At 53.5% G+C, this 22,960-nt stretch carries 20 protein-coding genes; 6 read left to right on the top strand and 14 right to left on the bottom strand.

The genetic code is table 11. The features are described from left to right. Nucleotides 1–5: 5 nt before the first annotated feature. Nucleotides 6–971, bottom strand: a complete 966-nt coding sequence (gene rfaD / locus ACFPMF_RS02280) for an ADP-glyceromanno-heptose 6-epimerase (protein ID WP_379840809.1) — start codon at nt 969–971, stop codon at nt 6–8. 300 nt (nt 972–1,271) lie between these two features. Here rfaD and ACFPMF_RS02275 point away from each other — a divergent pair, with 300 nt between their 5' ends. Beyond that, the gene (locus ACFPMF_RS02275) at nt 1,272–1,688 is read left to right on the top strand and encodes a 6-pyruvoyl trahydropterin synthase family protein (RefSeq protein ID WP_379840808.1); all 417 of its coding nucleotides are present in this window, start codon (nt 1,272–1,274) and stop codon (nt 1,686–1,688) included. Nucleotides 1,689–1,691: 3 nt separating this feature from the next. Further along, on the top strand, nt 1,692–2,822 hold the full coding sequence (gene lpxB / locus ACFPMF_RS02270) for a lipid-A-disaccharide synthase (protein ID WP_379840807.1): 1,131 nt from the start codon (nt 1,692–1,694) through the stop codon (nt 2,820–2,822). A gap of 160 nt (nt 2,823–2,982) precedes the next feature. Here the strand turns inward: lpxB and ACFPMF_RS02265 are convergent, their stop codons facing one another. The 5 genes from ACFPMF_RS02265 to ACFPMF_RS02245 form a co-directional block, all read right to left on the bottom strand. After that, nucleotides 2,983–3,552, bottom strand: coding sequence for a 1-acyl-sn-glycerol-3-phosphate acyltransferase (locus tag ACFPMF_RS02265; protein WP_379840806.1), 570 nt, complete (start codon nt 3,550–3,552; stop codon nt 2,983–2,985). 37 nt (nt 3,553–3,589) lie between these two features. After that, nucleotides 3,590–4,735, bottom strand: coding sequence for a site-2 protease family protein (locus ACFPMF_RS02260; protein WP_379840805.1), 1,146 nt, complete (start codon nt 4,733–4,735; stop codon nt 3,590–3,592). Next, nucleotides 4,698–5,378 carry an HAD family hydrolase gene (locus ACFPMF_RS02255; protein WP_379840804.1) on the bottom strand — a complete coding sequence of 227 codons (681 nt, stop codon included), beginning with the start codon at nt 5,376–5,378 and terminating at the stop codon, nt 4,698–4,700. Before ACFPMF_RS02255 ends, ACFPMF_RS02260 begins: the two co-directional genes overlap by 38 nt. Nucleotides 5,379–5,389: 11 nt before the next feature. After that, a complete protein-coding gene (locus tag ACFPMF_RS02250; RefSeq protein WP_379840803.1) occupies nt 5,390–6,343 on the bottom strand; it encodes an acetyl-CoA carboxylase carboxyltransferase subunit alpha in 954 nt (317 codons plus the stop codon). A 138-nt stretch (nt 6,344–6,481) separates the two neighbouring features. Next, the gene (locus tag ACFPMF_RS02245; protein ID WP_379840802.1) at nt 6,482–7,918 is read right to left on the bottom strand and encodes an MBL fold metallo-hydrolase RNA specificity domain-containing protein; all 1,437 of its coding nucleotides are present in this window, start codon (nt 7,916–7,918) and stop codon (nt 6,482–6,484) included. Between the two features lie 166 nt (nt 7,919–8,084). Between ACFPMF_RS02245 and dacB the strand changes: the two genes are divergently transcribed. Then, nucleotides 8,085–9,605 (top strand): D-alanyl-D-alanine carboxypeptidase/D-alanyl-D-alanine endopeptidase, encoded by a 1,521-nt coding sequence (gene dacB, locus ACFPMF_RS02240; protein WP_379840801.1) that lies wholly within the window; start codon nt 8,085–8,087, stop codon nt 9,603–9,605. An 11-nt stretch (nt 9,606–9,616) separates the two neighbouring features. On the opposite strand, the gene ACFPMF_RS02235 is transcribed toward dacB, so the two are convergent. The 4 genes from ACFPMF_RS02235 to ACFPMF_RS02220 form a co-directional block, all read right to left on the bottom strand. Further along, complete coding sequence (locus tag ACFPMF_RS02235; RefSeq protein WP_379840800.1) at nt 9,617–10,033, bottom strand: response regulator; 417 nt, start codon at nt 10,031–10,033, stop codon at nt 9,617–9,619. Continuing rightward, on the bottom strand, nt 10,023–11,516 hold the full coding sequence (locus ACFPMF_RS02230) for a sensor histidine kinase (RefSeq protein WP_379840799.1): 1,494 nt from the start codon (nt 11,514–11,516) through the stop codon (nt 10,023–10,025). Before ACFPMF_RS02230 ends, ACFPMF_RS02235 begins: the two co-directional genes overlap by 11 nt. Nucleotides 11,517–11,676: 160 nt before the next feature. After that, a complete protein-coding gene (hslV, locus tag ACFPMF_RS02225; RefSeq protein WP_379840798.1) occupies nt 11,677–12,216 on the bottom strand; it encodes an ATP-dependent protease subunit HslV in 540 nt (179 codons plus the stop codon). A 114-nt stretch (nt 12,217–12,330) separates the two neighbouring features. Further along, complete coding sequence (locus tag ACFPMF_RS02220; protein WP_379840797.1) at nt 12,331–13,995, bottom strand: pyruvate dehydrogenase complex dihydrolipoamide acetyltransferase; 1,665 nt, start codon at nt 13,993–13,995, stop codon at nt 12,331–12,333. A 194-nt stretch (nt 13,996–14,189) separates the two neighbouring features. Between ACFPMF_RS02220 and ACFPMF_RS02215 the strand changes: the two genes are divergently transcribed. Further along, nucleotides 14,190–15,896, top strand: coding sequence for an FAD-dependent oxidoreductase (locus tag ACFPMF_RS02215; protein ID WP_379840796.1), 1,707 nt, complete (start codon nt 14,190–14,192; stop codon nt 15,894–15,896). Between the two features lie 73 nt (nt 15,897–15,969). Beyond that, nucleotides 15,970–16,947: a metallophosphoesterase family protein gene (locus ACFPMF_RS02210; protein WP_379840795.1), complete on the top strand. Its 978-nt coding sequence runs from the start codon at nt 15,970–15,972 to the stop codon at nt 16,945–16,947. Between the two features lie 50 nt (nt 16,948–16,997). On the opposite strand, the gene ACFPMF_RS02205 is transcribed toward ACFPMF_RS02210, so the two are convergent. The 4 genes from ACFPMF_RS02205 to ACFPMF_RS02190 form a co-directional block, all read right to left on the bottom strand. Beyond that, nucleotides 16,998–17,762, bottom strand: coding sequence for an oxygenase MpaB family protein (locus ACFPMF_RS02205; RefSeq protein WP_379840794.1), 765 nt, complete (start codon nt 17,760–17,762; stop codon nt 16,998–17,000). An 88-nt stretch (nt 17,763–17,850) separates the two neighbouring features. Next, entirely contained in the window at nt 17,851–18,606 is a 756-nt protein-coding gene (locus ACFPMF_RS02200; protein ID WP_379840793.1) for an OmpA family protein, read from the bottom strand. A 114-nt stretch (nt 18,607–18,720) separates the two neighbouring features. Then, entirely contained in the window at nt 18,721–20,508 is a 1,788-nt protein-coding gene (lepA, locus tag ACFPMF_RS02195) for a translation elongation factor 4 (RefSeq protein ID WP_379840792.1), read from the bottom strand. Between the two features lie 115 nt (nt 20,509–20,623). Beyond that, a complete protein-coding gene (locus ACFPMF_RS02190) occupies nt 20,624–21,850 on the bottom strand; it encodes a DUF819 family protein (protein ID WP_379840791.1) in 1,227 nt (408 codons plus the stop codon). 584 nt (nt 21,851–22,434) lie between these two features. Between ACFPMF_RS02190 and ACFPMF_RS02185 the strand changes: the two genes are divergently transcribed. Beyond that, the gene (locus ACFPMF_RS02185) at nt 22,435–22,923 is read left to right on the top strand and encodes an Lrp/AsnC ligand binding domain-containing protein (RefSeq protein ID WP_379840790.1); all 489 of its coding nucleotides are present in this window, start codon (nt 22,435–22,437) and stop codon (nt 22,921–22,923) included. The last annotated feature ends 37 nt before the right edge of the window (nt 22,924–22,960 follow it).

Raw genomic sequence — 22,960 nt, 5'->3', positions numbered from 1 at the left:
GGTCCTTACAGATGTTTGCCGGGCATCAGGTAGTTCTGCACGTAGTCCTGAATGCCTTCTTCCAGCGTCTGAAAGTGCTGATCGTACCCGATGGATCGCAGTTTGCTCATCGACGCCTGGGTGTAATACTGGTATTTATCGCGAATGTCTTCGGGCGTATCCACAAATTCAATCTCAGCCATCACCCCCATCGCCCGAAACGTATTGTTGGCCAGGTCGAGAAAGGTGCGGGCCTTACCGCTGCCGAGGTTATAGATTCCCGAATTCCGGCGATGGTGCATGAGAAACACACATACATCGATCACATCCTTCACGTAGATGAAATCGCGCATCTGCTCGCCGTCGGCAAAATTGGGGTTGTGCGACCGGAAGAGCTTCATGGAACCCTTCTGTTTGATCTGGCAGAAAGCGTGGTAAATCACGGACGCCATCCGGTCTTTGTGGTATTCGTTAGGTCCGTAAACGTTGAAAAATTTTAAACCGGCCCAGAAAAAAGGGTGTTTTTCCTGCTCCAGAACCCATTTATCAAACTCATTTTTGGATTCACCGTAGGGGTTGAGCGGTTTTAACTGCGGAATGAGCGATTCGTTATCATCGTAACCCAGTTCACCCAGCCCGTAGGTAGCCGCCGAGGACGCATAGACCAGCGGAATCTGGTATTCAATGCATTTCGCCCAGATTTTTTTTGAGTACTCGACGTTGAGGTGCTCGAAAATACTCCGGTCAAACTCGGTTGTATCGGTCCGGGCTCCAATGTGGAACAGAAACTCAATTTCGTGGTAATTTCCGTCAAGCCATTCGAAAAACTGCTCCCGGTCGATGCGTTCCAGAATGCGCTTTCCTTCCAGATTGGCTAGTTTATCAGCCCTCGAAAAATCATCGACGGCAATAATGGCATTGAAATTTTCCTGATTCAGTCTTGAGATCAGACAGCTTCCGATGAAGCCCGTTGCGCCCGTAACAATGATCATACTCGGTAGAAATTGAGCAACGATTGTTTTAGGTTAGATTAAAATCTCGATTTCTCGCTATAAAACAGGGTGTAAAGTTACACCAATTCGCTACACCAACCTATCCACGTTTTAATGAAAAAATATAATTATTTTACGACAAGGCGCATAAATAAAACCCAAAAATAGGATTCGCAGGATGATCGCAACTTGCTTCATTTCCATTTTTAATAACGACCCGAAGACCGTAATTTTGCAGCGAGCAGCGGGTGACACCCAATCGCTGCCGTACTTGACACATCGCCCCGGCGATGGTAACGAATGGTTTACGTTAGCAGAAAAGAACATTTTAATGCCGCCCACCGGTTGTTCAACCCAACCTGGTCGGACGAAAAAAATAGCGAAGTATTTGGGGCCTGTGCGAACGTCAACGGCCACGGTCATAACTTTGAATTAATTGTAACCGTGAAGGGAGAGCCGCACCCCGATACCGGTTTTGTCATCGATTTAAAAGTGCTGGCAGATCTGGTCAAGACCGAAATCATCGATAAAGTGGATCACCGGAACCTCAATGTCGATGTGGATTTTATGCGGGGAAAAATGGCCAGTTGCGAGGTATTTGTGGTTGAAATCTGGAAAATTCTGGACCAGGCCCTGGCCCAAATTACCGAAGCCCGGCTGCACCGTATCCGGCTGTATGAAACCCCGAGAAACTACGTCGATTACTACGGGGAATAACGTATGACTTACTACCTGATTGCCGGGGAACGTTCCGGCGACCTCCACGGCGGCAACCTGATCAACGCCATTCGGAAGCGCGATCCCCAGGCCCGGTTCCGGGCCTGGGGGGGCGACCAAATGGAAGAAGCCGGGGCCACACTGGTACGGCATTACCGTACGATGGCCTTCATGGGCTTTCTGGAGGTGATCCAGAATTTAGGGACCATTCGCAAAAACCTCCGCGACTGCCAGCGGGATTTGCTCCGAACGCAGCCCGATGTTTTAATTCTGATCGATTATGCCGGTTTTAACCTGCGGATGGCGCGTTTTGCCAAAAAACACGCCATCCGGGTCTTCTACTATATTTCGCCCAAAGTCTGGGCCTGGAACCAGAAGCGCGCCCTGAAAATCAAGGCAGCGGTTGACCGGATGTTCGTCATTTTTCCCTTCGAAGTCGATTTTTACCGAACGTATGACTACCCGGTCGACTACGTGGGCAATCCGCTGATGGATGCCATTGCGGGGTTCCGGCCGGACCCGGATTTCAGGCAAAAGCACCGACTCGGTTCCAGGCCCATCATCGCGCTCCTGCCCGGCAGCCGATACCAGGAAGTGACTTTGCTGTTACCGGAAATGCTAAAAACCATCGCTCATTTTCCGGATTATCAGTTTGTCCTGTCGGGGGTCAGCAACCTGCCCGCATCGTTGTATACCAGTCTGACCAAAGAGATAACGGGGCTTCCGATCGTGATGGACGACGCCTATAACCTGCTAACTGTAGCCGATGCGGCCCTGGTCACATCCGGAACCGCAACCCTGGAAACCGCCCTGCTCAATGTGCCGGAAGTTGTCTGTTACAGCATGTCCTGGGTTTCGTACCAGATCGCCAGCCGGGTCGTTGCCGTCCCGTTCATTTCGCTGGTCAACCTGATTTTGAACCGGGAAGCAGTCACCGAACTCAAGCAGTACCGGTTAACGACCGAAAACCTCATCCTGGAATTGACAAAAATTCTGCCCGGTGGCTCCGATCACGAGCGCCAGCTGGCGGATTATGCCGAATTGCGGGAGAAAGTGGGCGGCCCCGGAGCCTCCGAACGCGCCGGTGATCTGATGGTTCGTGATCTTGTCCAAACCCGTCCTAATACGGTCTGATTTTCAACGCCGTTTCGACCTGCTGTTTTTCTTCATCGTACCGATCCGGTCGTCCGAGAAACCGCCTTCATTCCAGCCGAAAGCCCGCACGGGCCACTTGTTGAGAAAAACCGGTTCAGCTTACAATCCGAGCGATCTGGTTTTAAAAAGGTTGGCGGGGCTAAGTAGCAATAATGCCCGTTTCCTCGTAGCGCTTCAGCCAGGTTTTCCGCTGGCCCTGAATCCTGCTGAAGAATTCGTAAACCGGTCGAACGTCGTTCTCGAAATCACCGGTCATCCACAGGGGTTCACTCAGGAAAATGGTTTTGCGGGGGTAATCGAACCCCGTCAGAATGATCGGCACATCCGCTTTCAGGGCAATGTAGTAAAAACCGGTTTTAAGGCGTTCCACATCGGAGCGGGTTCCTTCGGGCAAGATGCAAATGTGAAGGTGTTCACTCTGAACCAGCACATCCACCATCGCATCGACAAGGTTATGCGACCGGCTGCGATCGACCGGCTTGCCCCCTAACAACCGGAACAGCCAGCCCGCATACCAGGTAAACAGCTCTTTCTTGGCCAGATACCGAATCCAGATTCGGGTGGTGGCCCGACCGCCCAGCCCGACCAGAAAATCCCAGTTGGTGTTATGCGGAGCCAGTACCCAAATGGCTTTCGGTAAGTCGGGAACCGGGCCTGAGAGTTTCCAACCGGCCAGTTTATACAACCACCGGGCCAATGCGCTAAACATATTGATCAGGAACAGATGCTATCTGTTGACAACAAGTTTATGAAAAAATGAACGGTTTTGGGCTAAAACACAGCACAAAGATGACGAGCGCCAGCCAACCCAGCACGGTTCGCCCGGTTCCTAACGGCTGATCATCTTCGGTTTCCGGATGATAAACGCCCAGAAAACGGCCCAGAATCAGAATGAATAACAGAAAACCGGGGTAGCCGGTTATGGTCGGGAAGAAAAAAGAAATCAGGAACTGGCCCGCCACCACACTCAGGGCAATCAGCCAGGCCGTCGTCCGGGTTTCGCACATTCCCTGAAAACTGATGAACAGCGCCAGAATGTACAGACCCAGATACCCCAGTTCGTTCAGAAAATCAAGGTCGTTGGCAATCATAAAATCCGACGGTCGGATGTAACCCAAACCGGCGTAGAACGCAAAACCGACGAACAAAACCGGTGCCACCGCCCGGAACGCCCGGCGGCCAATCAGGCTGTACAACACATGCCCCCCATCGAGTTGACCGATGGGGATGAGGTTGAGGGACGTAAAAAACAAGGCAAAATACCCGGCCATCAGGTACGGGTAATGAATCATTTCGTAGGGGTGCGGCAGCCGCGCCGGATCGGCAACGTAGGTTTTGAAAAACCAGAACAGCAGGTTGTCGCCGAGTTGCATCGCACTGTCTTTGGGCAGGTTTTTATACACATGTTGCCCGAAAGCCAGCCCGTATTGCCGGTATTCGGGGTGAATCGAAAAAATATGCTCCGGCGGTGGCAAATGGGTAAAACCGTACCACAGAACCCCCAGTGCGACGACAAAACCGGCCAGCGGTCCGGCAATTCCGATGTCGAAAAACTTCTTGCGGCTGTTGATGAAATCCTTGATCCGGATGAAAGCGCCCAGCGTACCGAGGGTCTGGCCAAGACCAAACCAGAGCGGAATGTAGTAAGGCAGCGTAACGCGGACGTGGTGGTAGCGGGCGGTAAAAAAATGGCCGAACTCATGAACGGTCAGAATGGCCAGAAACGGGATCGAATAATGCAGCCCATCCCAGAATTCCGGCCAGCCAATTCCATGCTCGACGTCCAGAAAAGAACGGCCATACATCCATTCTGCCCCGGCTGCCGTGGTCGATAAAACCGTTAGAACAAAAAGGCTAGCTTGAATGAGGTATGTCCTCGTTTGTGGATTCATCGCGAAGATAATCAAGAATCGTCAGGGGCGGCTGCACCTGTACGGCATGGATACCTAACTCCCCAGCCGATCGAATGTTATGCGGATTGTCGTCTAAAAACAGGGTTTCCTCGGCCTTTAACCCGGACGTATTGAGCACGTACTGGTAAATTTCCGGCGTCGGTTTGGCCAGTTTCACTTCGTAGGAATAATAAACCTTTTCGAACAACTCCTCCAGCGGAGCCAGCCCGTGGGCAGCAAAGATTTTGTTAACGCCGGCAATGTGAATCGGGCTGGTGTTGCTCAACAGGAACAACCGGTAGTGGCCCTGAAGCTCCTGAATCCGCCGGACGCGTTCGACGGGCAGGTCCAGCAAAACCGTATTCCAGGCCGTATCGATCACTTCGTCGGCCCAGGCGTCCGGTCCGTCGCCACGGTTCCGGAGTAACCGCCGGACGTGCTGGCGAAAGCCATCGTCGTCGATCAAGCCGGTTTCATACTGTAACGTCAGCCCATGTTCCCGCCAGAGCGATTCGACCTCCTCTTCCGTCAGGCCGGAAAGGGTCGCAAAATTGCGAATGGGTGCCCGCAGATCAATGGGAATAATGACGTCTCCAAGGTCGAAAATAATGTTTTTGATACCGGGTTTTAAAACTCCTGCCATCGATTTCAATATTATTCAAGGACGACTCCCATCGAACAGAATTTTTCGATTCGCTGATCGATGCGTTCTTCGGGCGTCAGGTTAGTTAGTTCTTCGATGGTGTCCAGAATGACTTTTTTAATGCGCGCAGCCATCGCAGCAGGGTCCGTATGCGCTCCGCCCTGCGGTTCTTCGATGATGCCGTCGACCAACCGGTTTTTCTCCATATCGCGGGCCGTCAGCTTCATGGCTTCGGCGGCCTGTTCCTTATAGTCCCAGCTCCGCCAGAGAATGGTCGAGCAGTTCTCGGGAGAAATTACCGAATACCAGGTATTTTCGAGCATCAGCACCCGGTCGCCGATGGCAATGCCCAGTGCTCCGCCCGAGGCTCCTTCGCCAATCACGATGCAGATAACCGGCACCTGCAACGTGAACATTTCTTTCAGGTTCCGGGCAATAGCTTCGCCCTGACCGCGTTCCTCGGCTTCCAGCCCCGGAAAAGCCCCCGGCGTGTCGATCATCGTCACGATGGGCTTGTTGAATTTCTCGGCCAGTTTCATCAACCGGAGCGCTTTCCGGTATCCTTCCGGGTTGGGCATCCCAAAATTGCGGTGCTGCCGCTGTTTGGTATTCCGGCCCTTCTGCTGACCAATCAGCATCACCGTCTGTCCATCGATTTCGACAAAACCGCCTACCATGGCCGGATCATCGCGCACCGTCCGATCGCCGTGCAGTTCGATAAACTGATCGCCGATCAGGCTAATGTAATCGAGCGTGTACGGCCGGTCCGGATGGCGGGAAAGCTGAACGCGCTGCCAGCGGGTAAGGTTCTCAAAAATCTCCTTCCGGAGTTTTTCAATGCTGACTTCCAGCGACGCCACGGCTTCAGTAACATCCACGTTACTGTTTTCGGCCAGTTTTTTCATTTCGACCAGTCGTACTTCTAAATCGGCAATCGGTTTTTCGAAATCCAAATACGTCCTCATTCAAGAATTGGTTAACGTTGCCCCAGGATACAGATAATCAGCTACCTTGTTAAAAGCAATAGCCCTAAAACCACCCGGTGGCAACATTTTTCGCTTGGCAAAGTTAGCGGAAAATCCGGTTCAGCAACTTTCCCGGCTTTATAAGTCAAATTGTTGCCCCTTTTCCGGTATCACTACCTGGGCAAAACCTTCTTCCTGCAAGGTCTGCTGAAAGGCCACCATGCTGGTGTATTCTCCGTGCACCAGAAACACTTTTTTCAGTTTTTCGGACGATTGATGCTTGACAAACCGGACCAGATCGTCGCGGTCGCCGTGCCCGCTGAACACATCCGTCCGCTCAACTTTCGCCAAAACCGGCTCCTCCTTGTCTTTAATCGAAATGGTCGGCTGGCCGTTGAGCAATCGCCAGCCAAGGGTTCCTTCGGCGCAATACCCGATGATCAGGATGGTACAATACGGATTGCTGATGTTGGCCGCCACGTGTTGTTCGACCCGACCGCCCTGCACCATCCCCGACGACGAAATGATGATGCACGGTTCGCGGTAGTTCGATACCTCCCGGCTGGCCTTCGAGGATTCTAGGTATTCAAAATTGGCAAAATCAAACAATGACTCGTTTTCCTCGTAGTATTCTTTCGCTTCCCGGTTTAATAACCGCAGGTTTTTCTGGTATACTTTGGTGCTTTCCAAGGCTAACGGGCTGTCGGAAAACACTTTAATGGCCGAAAAGCCCTGTTCGGTGTACAAGCGGTTGAGGGTATACAGCAGCGCCTGGGTTCGACCGACCGAAAAAGAAGGAATGATAAGCCGCCCCGGAATATCGATGCAGGTTCGCTTGATTACGTCAGCCAGCATCGCTTCGGGCGTTTGCGAATCCAGGTGCAGGCGGTTTCCGTAGGTCGATTCACAAATCAGGTAATCCACCTGCGGAACGGGTTCAGGATCGGTCAGCAGCGGATAGTGTTGACGACCGATGTCGCCCGAGAAACAAATGGTTTTCCGCTGCCCATTTTCGTAAACCCCGATCACAATATGAGCCGCTCCCAGCAGGTGGCCCGCCGGAATGAAGGTCACGTCGATATCATCGGCCAGGCGAAATTTGCGGTTAAACTGAATCGGCACGACGTTGTCCATCGATTCGCGGACCTGCTTTTCCAGAAACAGATCTTTCTGGAGCGCCACCAGTTTTTTCCGAACCTTCTGCTTTTTGCTTTTGCCGAGTTCGTTCAGTCGTCGGTGGTTGAGCGAAGCCGCGTCCTGAAGCAGCAAATTGGTTAATGAATAGGTGGGCTCGGTACACAAAATCTGCCCCTCGTACCCTTCCCGGTATAAATTCGGAATATTTCCACTGTGATCGATGTGTGCGTGGGTCAGCAGCACCACATTGATCATGGACGGTTCGAACGGGAAAAAACCGGTAGCACCGCTCGGTGATTCTTCGGCCAAACCATTCGAGCCCGTTTTTTTATCCATGTCGGCCCCGCAATCAATCAGAATCCGGTAATGATCATCCGTTTCCAGCAGAAACATACTCCCGGTCACCTGACGCGTCGCCCCCCAAAATGTCAACTTCATTCGTTTAGATTAATACCTTTGCGGTCGATTGTCGCACAGTGACCGGAAAAGGAAGCTAGATACTCTTTAATTTTGGTGTAACAGCGAAAAAGGGCGTAAAATTCTGGCTATATTTTGCAAAAATACAAAAACCGCTTTCATAAACTACCCGACTTTTTACACTTCCATGTACCGGTACCTGGCCTTTTTTTATTGTCTTTTTGGCGGTGTGGAAATCTATTCGTCCCCGTTGTCGGCGGATTCGCTGGCAATTGAACGACTGAAGGCCACCATGTACCACCTTCAAAACAGCGCCTTTGTCCGACACGGAACGGCGGCTTTGTCGGTTCGGCGGGTGCGCGACGGAGCGGTTCTGGTCGATTTTAATGCCCAGTTGAGCCTGCCCTCCGCATCGACCCTGAAGCTGGCAACAACGGCGACGGCCCTGGCGGTTTTGGGCGAAAACCACACCCTTCAGACCGTCCTGGAATACGACGGAGCGATCCGGGACAGCGTTTTGCAGGGGAATCTGTACATCCGGGGTTCCGGCGACCCCACCCTTGGCAGCAACCGGTTTGCGGAGTTTGCCGACGCCCCCACCCTGCTGCGGACCTGGAAAGAAGTTGTTCAAACTGCCGGAATCAAACAGATTCGGGGTTCGGTCGTGGGTGATGCGTCGGTTATTCAGAGTCTTCCGGTGCCAAACACCTGGGTCTGGGGCGATATCGGGAATTACTACGGGGCCGGTCTTTCGGGCCTGAATTTTAACGAAAATCTCTACCGGGCGGTTTTCAAACCGGCCAAAACCGTCGGTCAACCCGCCCCAATCCTGCGAACCGAACCGGCCATCCCCTTCCTGCAACTGCAAAACAACGTCCGGACCGGACCGGCTGGCTCTGGCGATGAAGTGATCATCTACAATGCTCCACCTTCCACGCAGGTTTTTCTGGAAGGCACCGTTCCGGCCGGGGTCAGCGAATTCGGCGTGAAAGGTTCGCTGCCCGATCCGGCGTTTTTTACGGCGTTTGCTTTACACGAGCAGTTGCTGAAAGCCGGCATTTCGGTTCAGAATGCGCCCCGCTCGCTCGGCCCCGCTCGCCAGCCGGAAACCGGCAACCTGCCCCTGGCACCGGGTGGCAAACGGACGCAGCTTCACCTGCACACCTCCGTTCCGCTGGCCGAAATGGCACGGCTGACCAACCACCAGAGTATCAACCTGTACGCCGAATCGCTGTTGATGCTGGCGGGCAATGCCTTAGCCAAAGCCCCCGTGACCACCGACCTGGCGGTTCAGCAGATGACCCGGTTCTGGCAAAGCAAAGGCGTTGATCTCAGCGGTTTTCGCCCCAGAGACGGCAGCGGTCTGTCACCGGTCGGTGCCCTGACAGCGGCCAGTCTGACCGGCATTTTGGCCGGCATGTCGAAAGAAAAAAGCTTTCTGCCCTTCTACGACAGCATTCCGGTCGTGGGAGAATCCGGCACGGTCAAAAGTCTCGGGCGGGGTACAGCCGCTGCGGGTAACGTCCGGGCGAAAAGCGGAACGATCGAGGGCGTGCGGGCGTATGCCGGCTATGCGACCTCGGCGGACGGCGAGCTTCTGAGCTTTGCGGTTTTGGTCAACAAATACCAGCCCGGTTCCCTGAAAGGCGTGATGAGCTTTCTTGAACAGCTTCTCGCCCAGCTTACCGCCGTAAAAGTGAACGAATGAGCCCGGCGCGGTTATTCCCGGCCGCTGACCTTGACGACATTGAACCAGTACTCCCCGATCGTCTGGGTAATGTCCATCAGTTTTTTGAAGGATGCTGGTTTGGTAATGAAGCTATTGGCCCCCCACAAATACGAATTATCGATGTCGATATGCGCATCGGAGGTCGTCAAGACCACCACCGGAATATGCCGCAGCTCGCGGTCCGATTTGATTTCCTGCAAAGCCTCCCGTCCATCCTTGCGGGGCATGTTCAGGTCCAGTAAGATTAATTCGGGCAACGGGTGTGCGGCACTGGCATACCGACCGGTCCGGCGCAGAAATTCCATCAGCTCTTCGCCATCTTCAACGACATTCATTTCGGTCACCGGAAACTGCTGACGGAACGCTTCGCGCGTCAGGAAGCGATCGTCTTCATCGTCATCCGCCAATAGAATATGGACTGGTCTCGTGGGTTGTTGCATTATCATGAACAGACTGAGTCTGCTTTTCGGGTAAAATAATAATAAAGGTGGTTCCAACACCGGGTTGGCTCTGGGCCGTAATCAACCCTTTATGGTTGTTGACAATGCGTTTGCAAATGGCCAGTCCGATACCGGTTCCCTCGTAAGCGCTTTTGCCGTGAAGCCGTTGGAAAATCTTAAAAATATGATCAATGTATTTCTCATTAAACCCGATTCCGTTATCGGAAACCGTTAGTTTATAATACGTTCTGCCCGGGGTCAGCTCGTCGATCTCGTCGGGTTCCGCCAGTTCCCCGCGAATGCTAATCACCGGCGGCTGATCCGGTTTGGTAAACTTCAGGGCATTCGAAATCAGGTTTGAAAACAGATGGTCCATCTGGCTCTGCACCGCTTCGAGAACCGGTAGCTTATCAATTTCAAACCGGGCACCGGCGGCTTTGATCTTCAATTCCTGATCGTTCAGAATGCCCTGCACCACGTCGTTCAGCCGGACGGTTCGAAAGGGTTCTTTCTTGTTCGAAATCCGCGAGAAATTGAGCAGATCCTTGATCATTTTCGACATTCGCTCGGCCGATTGCAGAATTTTGTTCAGGTAGGTCAGCCCATCTTCCGAAAGCCCTTCCTGGTGCCGGTCGCGGAGCAGATAGCCAAACGACTGAATTTTCCGCAGGGGTTCCTGCATATCGTGCGAGGCCACAAACGCAAACCGCTCGAGTTCTTCGTTCGAAATTTCCAGCAACTGAATTTTATCCTGCAGTTCGTCTTCGTAGGCCCGCAGTTGATCTTCGGTTTTCTGCCGGGTATTCAATTCATTTTCAAGCAGGTTATACGAAACAATCAGCGTTACGAACGTCAGCAGCGATAACGTAAAGATACTAATCAGCGTATTCCGGAAATACTCGGCTGCGAGCCTTGACTGTGTATTGAACAAGCCCTGCTCGATTTCATTCATTTCTTTGAGCAGTTCCCGAACCCGGTCCATCCGGGCCTTCCCCAGCATCATATACGTACGGGCGATGGAAATCGGCAACCGGTTTTTGACCGCATCGACCTGCTGACTGGCCATTTGAATTTTGGCATCAATCCGTTTCGTCAGCGAATCAAGATTCCGGAGCTGTTCTGGATTATCGGCCACTAACTCCCGAATCTGAGCCAGTTCCCGGGGAAACTGGGGTAAGGCCGTATCGAAGGCTTCGAGGTAGATTCCATCGCCCGAGGAAGCCAGAAAACCCCGCTCGCCGGACTCTACATCCGTAATCAGCGACAGAATCCGGCCCAGTCGGTTGATAACCTGCTGGCTGTGTTCGATGCGACTACTGGCTTTGCGGTATTGGTTATAACTGAAAAACGTCAGGCCAAAGCCGAGCACAATCAGCAACAAAGCCGTTCCGAACCCGAACATAATTCGTTTTCGGACCGCTTTTGGCAAAACCGCTCGCAGACCTTTCATAGACCAGGTGATTTGTCCGTTTAGTACGGATACGGTTTGGGCATGGGGTTACGATTTCCGCTTTCGAATGGCGGTTTTGCGGTGGTAGCGCGTGAGCCCCCACACCGATCAAGGATGGCCATTACCATACGCCAAAGTTCAAAAACCGTAAACCCAAAAACTACCGAATGGTTTCAACAACCAGATTATGATTCGTATAAATGCAAATATCGGCGGCAATATGCAAACTTTCCCGAACCATTTCTTCGGCAGATAGCTGGGGAGCATGCTTTTTTAAGGCAATAGCTGCCGATTGGGCATACATACTGCCCGAGCCAATAGCCGCAATCTGGTGGTCGGGTTCGAGCACATCCCCGGTACCCGAAATCACGAGTAAGTCTTCCTTGGAGGCAACGATCAGCATGGCTTCCAGCCGCCGTAAATACCGGTCGGTTCGCCAGTCTTTTGCCAGTTCAATAGCCGCCCGTTTCAGGTTGCCGCCGTAGGCATTGAGTTTTTCTTCAAACCGTTCGATCAGCGTAAAGGCATCGGCGGTCGATCCGGCAAACCCGGCCATTACTTTGCCATTCATCAGGCTTCTTACTTTCCGAACGTTGCTTTTCGCAATTGTATTGCCCATCGTGGCCTGTCCGTCGGCCCCCAGGGCGATTTCGCCGTTGTGGAGAATCCCGACAACGGTCGTAGCGTGAATTTTCTGCATTCGTTTCGAATCAATCTATCGTTTAACGTGTAAAGGTTTAACGCTTAACCGGGAGAAACCGTGCCAGTTTCCTCCACCCGTTAAACATTAAACCTTAAACGTTACACCTATTCTTTACACAAGCATCCCGAACGGATTTTCCAGCAATCCTTTAAAGGTTTGCAGGAAGGAGGCTCCCGTTGCGCCATCCACCGACCGGTGATCACACGAAAGGGTTACTTTCATGACGTTGGTGGGTTTGGCGACCTCTCCTTCAAACTTGACGGTTTGCTTGATCGACCCGATGGCCAGAATACACGAATCCGGGGGATTAATGATGGCCGTAAATTCATCGATACCAAACATCCCGAGGTTTGAAATCGAGAAGGTGCTGCCCTCCCAGTCTTTCGGCTGGAGTTTTTTATCCTTCGCTTTTCCGGCCAGGTCTTTCACTTCGGCGGCAATGGCCGAAATGGTTTTCTGATCGGCATTGCGGACCACCGGCACCAGCAGGCCTTCATCGACGGCCACAGCCACGCCAATGTTGACGTAGTTATACCGCCGGATTTTGTCACCCAGCCAGGACGAATTGACCGCCGGGTGTTTCTTCAGGGCCAGTGCCGCGGCTTTCAACACGAAATCGTTGAAGGACACTTTCACCGGACTTACTTCGTTGACTTTGCCGCGCAGTTCCATGGCCTTGTCCATGTTGATTTCCATGGTCAGGTAGAAATGCGGAGCCGTAAACAGGCTTTCCGACAACCGGCGGGCAATCGTTTTCCGCATTTGCGTCACCGGAATATCCTCGTAGCTACCCTGTGCCACCGGAGCCGGTTGGGCGGCTGGTGCGGGCTGCGGAGCGGCCGGTTTGGCGGGGGCGGCTGCGGGTGCCGACTGGGCTGCGGGTTGAGCGCTTGGCTGGAAGCTTTCCACATCCCGTTTTACAATGCGTCCGTCCGGACCGGAGCCCTGAACCTGCGACAGATTCACGCCTTTTTCTTTGGCGATCTGTTTGGCAAGCGGAGAAGCGAATACCCGGCCATTCTGTCCGTTGCTGGCTGCGGGTTCGGCGGGGGCCGCGGGCTGCGCTTCGGCGGCTTTCGGCGCTTCAGCCGGGGCGGCAGCCGCCGGTTGATCGCCTTGCAGGAGGGCTTTGTAATCGGCTCCTTTTTCGCCGACTACGGCAATCACCTCATCGACGGCCACCGAACTGCCTTCTTTGACGCCAATGTACAACAGTGTCCCTTCCTCGTAGGCTTCCAGGTCCATCGTTGCCTTATCGGTTTCCACCTCGGCCAGTACGTCGCCCGATTTCACCGTATCGCCTTCTTTCTTATGCCAGGCGACAATGGTTCCCTCGGTCATCGTGTCACTCATCTTCGGCATCCGAATGATCGACGCGTTGATGTTGGCAGCCGGTGCGGCCGGTGCTTTCGGAGCGGGCTGGTCTTTTTCGGCCCCGTTGGAAACCGGAGCCGGTTTTTCGGCCGGAGCCTCAGCCGGCGGAGCCGACGAGCCATTCGATGCGCCGGAACCGTCGAGTAATGCTTTATAATCTTCCCCGGCTTTACCAACGACAGCGATCACGCCATCAATGGGAACAGCCTGGCCTTTTTCAACACCGATGTATAACAACGTCCCTTCGTCGTACGCTTCCAGGTCCATTGTCGCCTTATCGGTCTCGACCTCGGCCAGCACGTCACCCGACTTGACGGTGTCGCCTACTTTCTTATGCCATTCAGCGATGACACCTTCGGTCATGGTGTCGCTCATCTTGGGCATTCGGATTAATTCTGCCATATGCGGTTTTGTGCAAGTATATCAGTAGTTCTACTTCGAGTGTCCAAAATTAGAAGAAACCGGGGAAAGTTGGTTAACCTGGCGCGAAGTTTCCACATATCAGCTTTGATTTGCAAATTGCCGCCGAATCGTCAGACATTCCGTCTTTTCCCCGTTCCCTCTTCATGAAGCGAAGAAATTTCATTGAAACTGTTATGCTTAGCAGCGCCTTTACGGCCTCTGCGACTTCTTTTTTTACCTTCTCCCCCACCCAGGCCGCCCCGAAAGGATTCGGGTTCCCTGAAAACAGAAACGAATTTTCGGCGGATGTAGTTGTCGCCGGCGGAGGCTTAGGCGGTTTTGCGGCCGCCCTGGCCGCGCTCCGCTCCAATCTGCGCGTTATTCTGACGGAAGAAACCGACTGGATTGGCGGGCAGCTTTCGCAACAGGGCGTCCCCCCCGACGAACACCCCTGGATTGAAACCCACGGTGCCACGGCGTTATACCGGTCGTTTCGCAGCCAGGTCCGTGCGTATTACCGGCAACACTATCCGTTAACCGACGACGCTAAAAACCGGCCCCACCTGAACCCGGGCGACGGGGCGGTTTCGCGACTATGCCACGAACCCCGCGTGGCGGTGGCGGTTTTGCAGAATATGCTGGCCCCCTACCTGAGTTCGCAGCAATTGACGCTGCTCCTCGACCATAAGGTTATCGGGGCCGACACGACGGGCGATCGGGTTCGGGCCTTGAAAGTCCGAAACCGGCGCAGCGGCAAAGACAGTGTTCTAACGGCCCCGTATTTCGTGGATGCTACCGAACTGGGCGATTTGTTACCGTTAACCGGTACGGAGTTTGTGACGGGCACGGAATCCAAAAAGGAAACCGGTGAATTGCACGCACCGGAAAAAGCCGATCCGGCCAATCAGCAGGCGTTTACGGTTTGTTTCGCCATGGATTACGTACCGCAGATCAGGGGCAAATCCGTCACGCACCTGATCGACAAACCAAAGGAGTACGATTTCTGGCGCAATTTCATGCCCAAACTCACACCGGCCTGGTCGGGCAAACTGCTGGATCTGACCTATTCCAGCCCCGCAACGCTGGAGCCCAAAACGCTTGGCTTTCATCCCGAGGGCGTCGCCACGGGATCGGCGCTCAACCTCTGGAATTACCGCCGGCTAATCCATAAAAATAACTTCAAAGCCGGTTTTTATCCGAGTGATATTACGGTCGTCAACTGGCCGCAGAACGATTATTTCCTGGGTAACCTGGTCGGCGTCAGCGAGAAGGAGTTTCAAAAGCACGTAGACCGTGCCAAGCAGTTGAATCTGTCTCTTTTCTACTGGCTCCAAACGGAGGCTCCGCGCCCCGACGGCGGACAGGGCTGGCCCGGTTTGCGACTGCGCCCCGACATCATGGGTACGGAAGATGGCATGGCCAAATATCCGTATGTTCGGGAGTCACGCCGGATTAAAGCGGTTTTCACGGTGTTGGAAGAACATGTCGGCGCGGCCAACCGGGCCCTGATTACCGGTCAAAAAACCGGCAACAAAGCGGCTGATTTTTACGATAGTGTCGGCATTGGCTACTACCACATTGATTTACACCCCAGTAGCCGGGGGAATAATTACATCGACTTTCCGTCGCTGCCGTTCCAGATACCGCTGGGCGCTTTGTTACCGCAACGGATGGAGAACCTGCTGCCCGCCAACAAAAACATTGGGACGACCCATATTACGAACGGTTGTTACCGGCTGCACCCGGTCGAGTGGAGCATTGGCGAAGCCGTCGGCCAGCTGGTTGCGTTTGCACTCGGCAAAAATGTGATTCCCCGCGCCGTTCGGGAGCAAAAACCGTTGCTGGACGAATTTCAAAACCGGCTCCGGAACCAGGGTATTGAAACGCACTGGCCGGCGTAAAAAGCCCGTTCGGATCACGAAATGTGGACGCTTTTTCGGCTATTCCTTAACCACCTGCAATCTTTTGAAGGCTATGATTTCAAGACGTCAATTACTGCAATCCGGCTTGGTGTTAACAACGCTCAATCCGGGATCAGCCCAACCATCGGAGAATCTCCTGCAATCGTTTTCCGTTGACCAGCAACGGGTTCGGCTGTATAGCAAATCGGTCAGTCAAGCGCTAAAACTGCTGTTTGTTTCCGACACCCACCTCTGGCGCGATGACGCGCGCGGGGCATCTTTTTCGGCGTATAGCGGGCGCATGGCAAAAGCTTACAACGCGACCAAACATTTTTTAACCCAGGAAACGACCAACCCGGAAAAAGAATTTCAGGCGGCACTGACCTTAGCCCAAAAAGAAAACGTCGACCTGCTGGCCCTGATTGGCGACCTGGTCAGCTTTCCGTCGGAGGCCGCCATCGACTGGGTGCAGCAGCAACTGAAAGGTTTTCCCATTCCCTATGCCTACACGGCGGGGAATCACGACTGGCATTATGAGGGAATGGAAGGCAGTCTGCGGAGCTTGCGCGCAACCTGGATTGAAAACCGGCTCAAACCGCTCTATCAGGGCCGGAATCCGCTCGTGGATGTGCAGACGGTGAAGGGGGTCCAGGTGATCACCCTGGATAATTCCACGTACGAAATTGAAGAAGAACAGCTGGCCCGGGTAGAAAAAGCCCTGGCTACGGGCAAACCCAGCGTGCTGATGATGCACATCCCGCTGTATGCGCCAGGCCGCAGCCTGGGATACGGTTGCGGCCATCCGCAGTGGGGCTGGGAAGCCGATAAGAGTTATTCCCTGGAACGTCGGGAACGCTGGCCTAAAACCGGCCATTCAACGGTAACAAACCGCTTCTACCAAACGGTAATCGGTGCGCCCAACCTGCTGGGAATTTTTGCCGGTCACGTTCACCGGCAGGGGGTGGATGCCATCCGGGGAAAACCGCAGATCGTGAGCGAAGCCAATGCCACCGGTGGCCATTTAGTGATCGAGGTATTACCGGCCGTATAAGGGCCAACGGCTTCGCACGACCTATTCAGGAATAGAGCGGTTTTCGGCGGTCATCGCAGGGCTTTATCCAGTTCCCGTATCTGCTGGAGATAGGCCGCGGGCAGTAGAATCCGTTGGGTAATGGCGCGTAACCGGAACTTTTCCAGCACTTTATAAAGCCACATCATCGACGCCAAAACCGGGCGTTCGGGTAAGGGCAATAAGTTCCGGACCGTATCCGGCACCAGCAACGATTGCGACTGGAGAAGCAACCCATACCGCCAGTTTCCCAGTTCTTGGCGGTAGCGTTCAAACAGTTGATCGGTAAAGTGACTATGAACGAGATCCCGCGATAAATGAATTTGCCGGTCGACCTGCCAGGTGGCATAGGTTTGCGGAATACCGGGAACGCCCATTCCCTCGCCCACGCGCCGGAACGTATCGTACAGTTCATCCCGTTCCGGCGCGGTCAGCGGCCGGTGCAGAAGTTCGAAAGCGCGCTCGGAATAATCGATCAGCATGTAGAGCACATCGCGGTAGGCCCAGTCGGGAATCGAATAGCCCCGGCTTTTTTCAACGCCACCGTGGATCGCCCGCATACGGTGGATAGCGGCCATCGCTTTTTCGTAGGGCATAAACACGATTTCCTGCGCGTATCTGACCGTTGAAAACAACCGGCCAATCGGATCGGCGGGTAATTTTCCCGTGTAAAAAAGCCAGTCAACCGCGCGGTTCACGGCGAATTCGGCCGCTCCGCCCGCAAAAATCAGCAAAATAACGTCGGCATCGCCCCAGATTTTTCGAACAATCGAATCGCTCTGAACAAAATAGTGCATCCCACAAGTGAATGGTGTTTACCACGTAACGCTGTTTTTTCCAAAAAAATGCGTGAGCAATGGCAACGGTCGTCTTAAGCTGTCGAGCTTACAGCTTTAGCACCGTAAATTCGACGCGCCGGTTTTTCTTTTTGTTGGCTTCGTTGTCGTTAGGCGCAGCCGGGCGGGTGTCGCCGTAGCCCTGAAACTGCAGGCGGTTTTCGGCAATACCCCGCTGGACGAGGTAATTGGTAATAACCCGCGCCCGGTTTTCAGACAGAGATTGATTCAGGCGCCGGTCGCCCACATTGTCGGTATGCCCGGCGATTTCGATCACCAGCCTGGGGTAACTCCGGAGCGTGTTCAGCAGCCGGTCAAGCTGGGGATAGGATTCTTTGCGCAGGATATAACTGCTTTGATCGAAATAGACGTTGTCGAGCCGAATTTTATCATTTACTTTCAAATCCCGGAAAATACTGTCCGGTTTTTCCGGGAGCTCTTTTTCGACCCTCGCCTTTTCCAGGAGCGCAATGTGCTCATACTGGGCGCAGGTGTCGCAGGGCACGAACAGTACCTCCTCCATGGCATAATACCCGATTGCCGTCGTATGAATTACCACGGTATCGCTCTGCCCCAGTGTAAAGGCAAACGCCCGCCCGCCCCCGCTCCGGCCCTGAAAATGCTTCTTCGACAAAACCGCCTTCACCTGAAACACCGCCGGAACTTCCGCCCTGGTCTGTTCATCCACGGCTTTCAGCACAAAATCAGTGGTATGGCGCGTCACCAGTCTGGCCGGCGATTGGGCAGAACCGGTTGGAATTGATAAAATGGTTAGCCAAACAATAATTATCAGGTATCGCATCATGACTTTGAGGGTACGGTATTCGCTATCCGGTTTTCAGTGCATGCGCCCAACCGGGCGAATACCTACCAAAACCGGAAACCGAATACCGTCAACCTGTTGCCAAAACTATGCCAATTAGTTGATCTTGAGAACCGCCATGAACGCTTCCTGCGGGATTTCGACATTACCCACCTGGCGCATCCGCTTCTTTCCTTTTTTCTGCTTTTCGAGCAGTTTCCGCTTTCGGCTGATATCCCCTCCGTAACACTTCGCCAAGACGTCTTTGCGCAGGGCCTTAACGGTTTCGCGGGCAATGATTTTCTGGCCGATGGCGGCCTGAATGGCAATTTCAAACTGCTGGCGGGGTAATAATTCACGCAGTTTTTCGCAGAGCTTTTTACCCCATTCGTAGGCCTTGTCGCGGTGAACAATGGCCGACAGCGCGTCGACGCCCTCGCCGTTGAGCATGATATCGAGCTTCACCATGGTCGACTCCCGGTTGCCCAGAAACTCGTAATCAAGCGACGCATACCCGCGCGAAATGGTTTTCAGTTTATCGAAAAAGTCGAACACAACTTCCGCCAGCGGCATTTCAAACTGGAGTTCAACACGATCGGCCGTCAGGTAAACCTGGTTTTTGAATACCGATCGTTTGTCCATGCACAAGCCAATGATGGCGCCCACGTATTCGGCCTTGGAAATAATCTGCGCTTTGATAAACGGTTCTTCAATCCAGTCGATGTTACTGGGGTCCGGCATTTCGGCCGGGGCACTCACCTGAAGCGTCGCCCCTTTCGTGGTGATAACTTCAAACCGCACCGACGGCACGGTGGTGATAACGGTCATATCGAACTCCCGTTCCAGCCGCTCCTGCACAATTTCCATGTGCAGCATGCCGAGAAAACCGCACCGAAACCCGAAACCCAACGCGGCCGACGTCTCGGGCTCCCACACCAGGGACGCATCATTGAGCTGCAGCTTTTCCATCGCTTCGCGCAGTTCTTCAAACTCGCTGGTATCCACCGGATAAATCCCGGCAAACACCATCGGTTTTACTTCTTCAAAGCCCTGAATCGCCGACGCTGCGGGATTGGCCAGGTGGGTAATCGTGTCACCTACCTTGACCTCCTTCGCCACTTTAATGCCGGAAATCAGGTAACCTACGTCACCGCATTCGATTACCTCTTTGGGTTCCTGCGTCAGTCGAAGTGTTCCAATTTCGTCGGCGAAGTACTCCTTTCCCGTTGCCATGAACTTGACCTTGTCGCCCTTCCGAATGCGGCCGTTCTTGACCCGGAAAATAACTTCAATTCCCCGGTACGAGTTGAATTGGGAATCGAAAATCAAGGCCTGTAACTCGCCCTCGGGATCCCCCTTCGGGGGCGGAATCCGCTCAACAATGGCGTTCAGGATGGCTTCGATCCCGATGCCTTCCTTGCCGCTGGCCGGAATGATGTCGTCGCGCTCACAGCCAATCAGGTCCACCATTTCGTCCTTCACCTCCTCCGGCATGGCACCGGGCAGGTCGATTTTATTCAAAACCGGGATGATCACCAGATCGTTGTTCATCGCCAGGTACAGGTTCGAAATAGTTTGGGCTTCCGTTCCCTGCGAGGCATCGACGAGCAGCAGTGCGCCTTCGCAGGCGGCAATGGAGCGCGACACTTCGTAGGAAAAGTCAACGTGGCCCGGCGTATCGATCAGGTTGAGCGTGTAGCGTTCGCCTTTATACAGATAATTCATCTGGATGGCGTGGCTCTTGATGGTAATACCACGCTCGCGTTCCAGATCCATGTCATCCAGCAGCTGCGCCTGCATGTCGCGCTCCCCAACGGTTTTGGTAAACTCCAGCAATCGGTCGGCCAGGGTGCTTTTGCCGTGGTCGATGTGGGCAATAATGCAAAAATTACGAATATGTTTCACGCGGTGAAAACGGTTTCTAACTCGGTGTAACTGCAAAAATACGGAAAAAAGCCCAGATTGTCGTTGACTCCTGCTAGTCCGTCCGGAATAGCGGCAAGCCTTTCAGGATGAACGGTTAAGGGGAAGCCACTTGCATTAAAACCCCGCAGATATACCCCATATAGGTACCGACGGCATACCCCAGAATGGCCATCAGCACGCCGACGGGGGCCAAAACCGGGTGGAAAGCAGCCGCAATGATCGGGGCCGTCGCCGGGCCGCCAATACAGGCCTGGCTGCCAACGGCCAGAAAAAAATACGGAGCCCGAATCAGACGGCTGAAGGCTACCATCAACAAAACATGAAAAAGCATCCAGACCACCCCCACCAGGATCAGCCCGGGATGATCGGCGATGGCCAGAATATTCATTTTCAGACCGATGGTGGCAATCATTAAATACAGAAAAACCGTGGCGACTTTCGACGCCCCCGCCCCTTCCAGCTTCCGGGCCCGGGTAAATGAGAGGCCAATGCCGACGGCCGTCGCCAGCCCGACAATCCAGAAAAAGGGCGCATTCAGGCTAAACCGGCTTAGCAGGGGAGAATGCGTATCAATGTACGGCGCAATCACCTCGGCCAGGGCGTGGGCAACCGCCGTAGCCCCAAAACCGACGGCCAGAATCACGACCAGATCCGTTGCGGTTGGTATTCGCCGAATGGCTTCCACCTGGTGCTGAACGCGTTCTTTTACTTCCTCAACGGCACTGGCGTCGGCCCGCAGCCAGCGGTCAATGGTTTCGGCCTGTCCGGCACCGTATAACAAGACCCCCAACCACAAATTCGAAACAAACACGTCGACGGTCACAATAGCCGAAAACAGATTGCTACTGGGTTGAAATACTTCCTTCAGGGCGGTTTGGTTGGCTCCGCCCCCAATCCAGGTTCCGGCCAGGGTGGCCAGCCCGCGCCAGACAGCATCCGGCCCCTGCCCCCCCACCAGTTCCGGGACAAACCGGCCAATAAGCCAAACCGCCAGCGGCCCGCCCAGCATGATGCTGACGGCCGAAGCCCCGAACATCAGCACCGACTTCCGACCCAGCCGCCGAAAGGCGTTGAAATCCACGCTCAGGGTAAACAGGACCAGCGATGCGGGCAACAAAACGCGCGACACGATGGGGTACAAAGCCGTATTCTCAGCATCGACCAGCCCGAATGTGTTTAATAAGGAAGGAAGAAAGTAACAAAGCAGCGTTGGCGGGACGTAGTGATAAAATTTCTGCCAGAACGGGTGCCTACGATCCGCGGTAGTCAAAACCGCAGCTAAAATCAGGAAAAGAACACCGAGGGTAATGGTATCCGTCATTCGACCAGGGGGTACGGGATGGTGATGATAGCGATAATTTTACTGAACCGTAAAAATAAGACCCATCCTGACAATCCATCATTCCGAGCAAGGAATTCGGTGTAAAACAAACAACGCCGGCCTCAACCTGAGCCGGCGTGTTAAGATTACACTTCATCAACAAACTAAAAACCAATCGGAATGCAGCTCCTACTAACGAGCTGCCGAAGCCATTCATTTTGTTGCGGCTGATGCTGGATCAAGCCATCTGCTGTAGGAGGGGGACTCGAACCACCCACGGTGCGGTTAGCTACAGTACAACGTCTGGTGGTCAACCCCAGTCGCTTTTGCAAGCGGCATTATGCTGCGTTTATCCCGAACTCACCACCCCCGAGACAGGAGGGCACGTCTGCCAATTTCGACACCCTACAGTGTAAGAAAGAACCGGTTCAATTCATCGCGTTGACCTGCCAGATCAATTGAACGATACAAAGGTAGTCGGTTTTCCTTTTTGTTTCAAATTTTTTAGTAAATTTTTAAAAAAATTTCTGTTTTATCAAAATTTCACTTGTTTTGTTAAGGATTTCAAAAATTTTTCAATCCAAATGGAAAAAAATTTAGAGATTGATAATGTCGATCTGAAGATCTTGACGCTGCTGATGGAAGATGCCAACATGCCCTATACCGAAATCGGGAAACGAATTTTTGTTTCGGGCGGTACGGTTCACGTCCGGATGAAAAAAATGGAACAGATGGGCATTGTGCGCGGGTCACAGCTGGTCATCGATCACACCAAGCTCGGCTGGGACATCAGCGGTTTTATCGGCATCTACCTCGACAAAAGTTCGCTCTACGAGGACGTGGCCGTGCAACTGCTGAAAATTCCGGAAGTCGTCAACCTGCATTACACCACCGGCATTTACAGCATTTTCGCCAAAATCGTTTGCCGCGACACCCAGCACCTGCGCGAAGTGCTCCACGACAAAATCCAGAAAGTAAGCGGCATTCAACGGACTGAAACCTTCATTTCGCTGGAGGAACGCATTTCAAGACCCATTCCGTTCGGCGTCAACGTGCCGGTCGATAAAGAGTAACCTGTTACCCGATCGGTTACGAATCACGGTCTTTGTT

The sequence above is a fragment of the Larkinella bovis genome, assembly GCF_042655385.1.
In the GTDB taxonomy this organism is placed as follows: domain Bacteria; phylum Bacteroidota; class Bacteroidia; order Cytophagales; family Spirosomataceae; genus Larkinella; species Larkinella bovis.
Note: the sequence above shows the minus strand (reverse complement) of the source record. Positions and strands in the feature narration are given on the sequence as shown.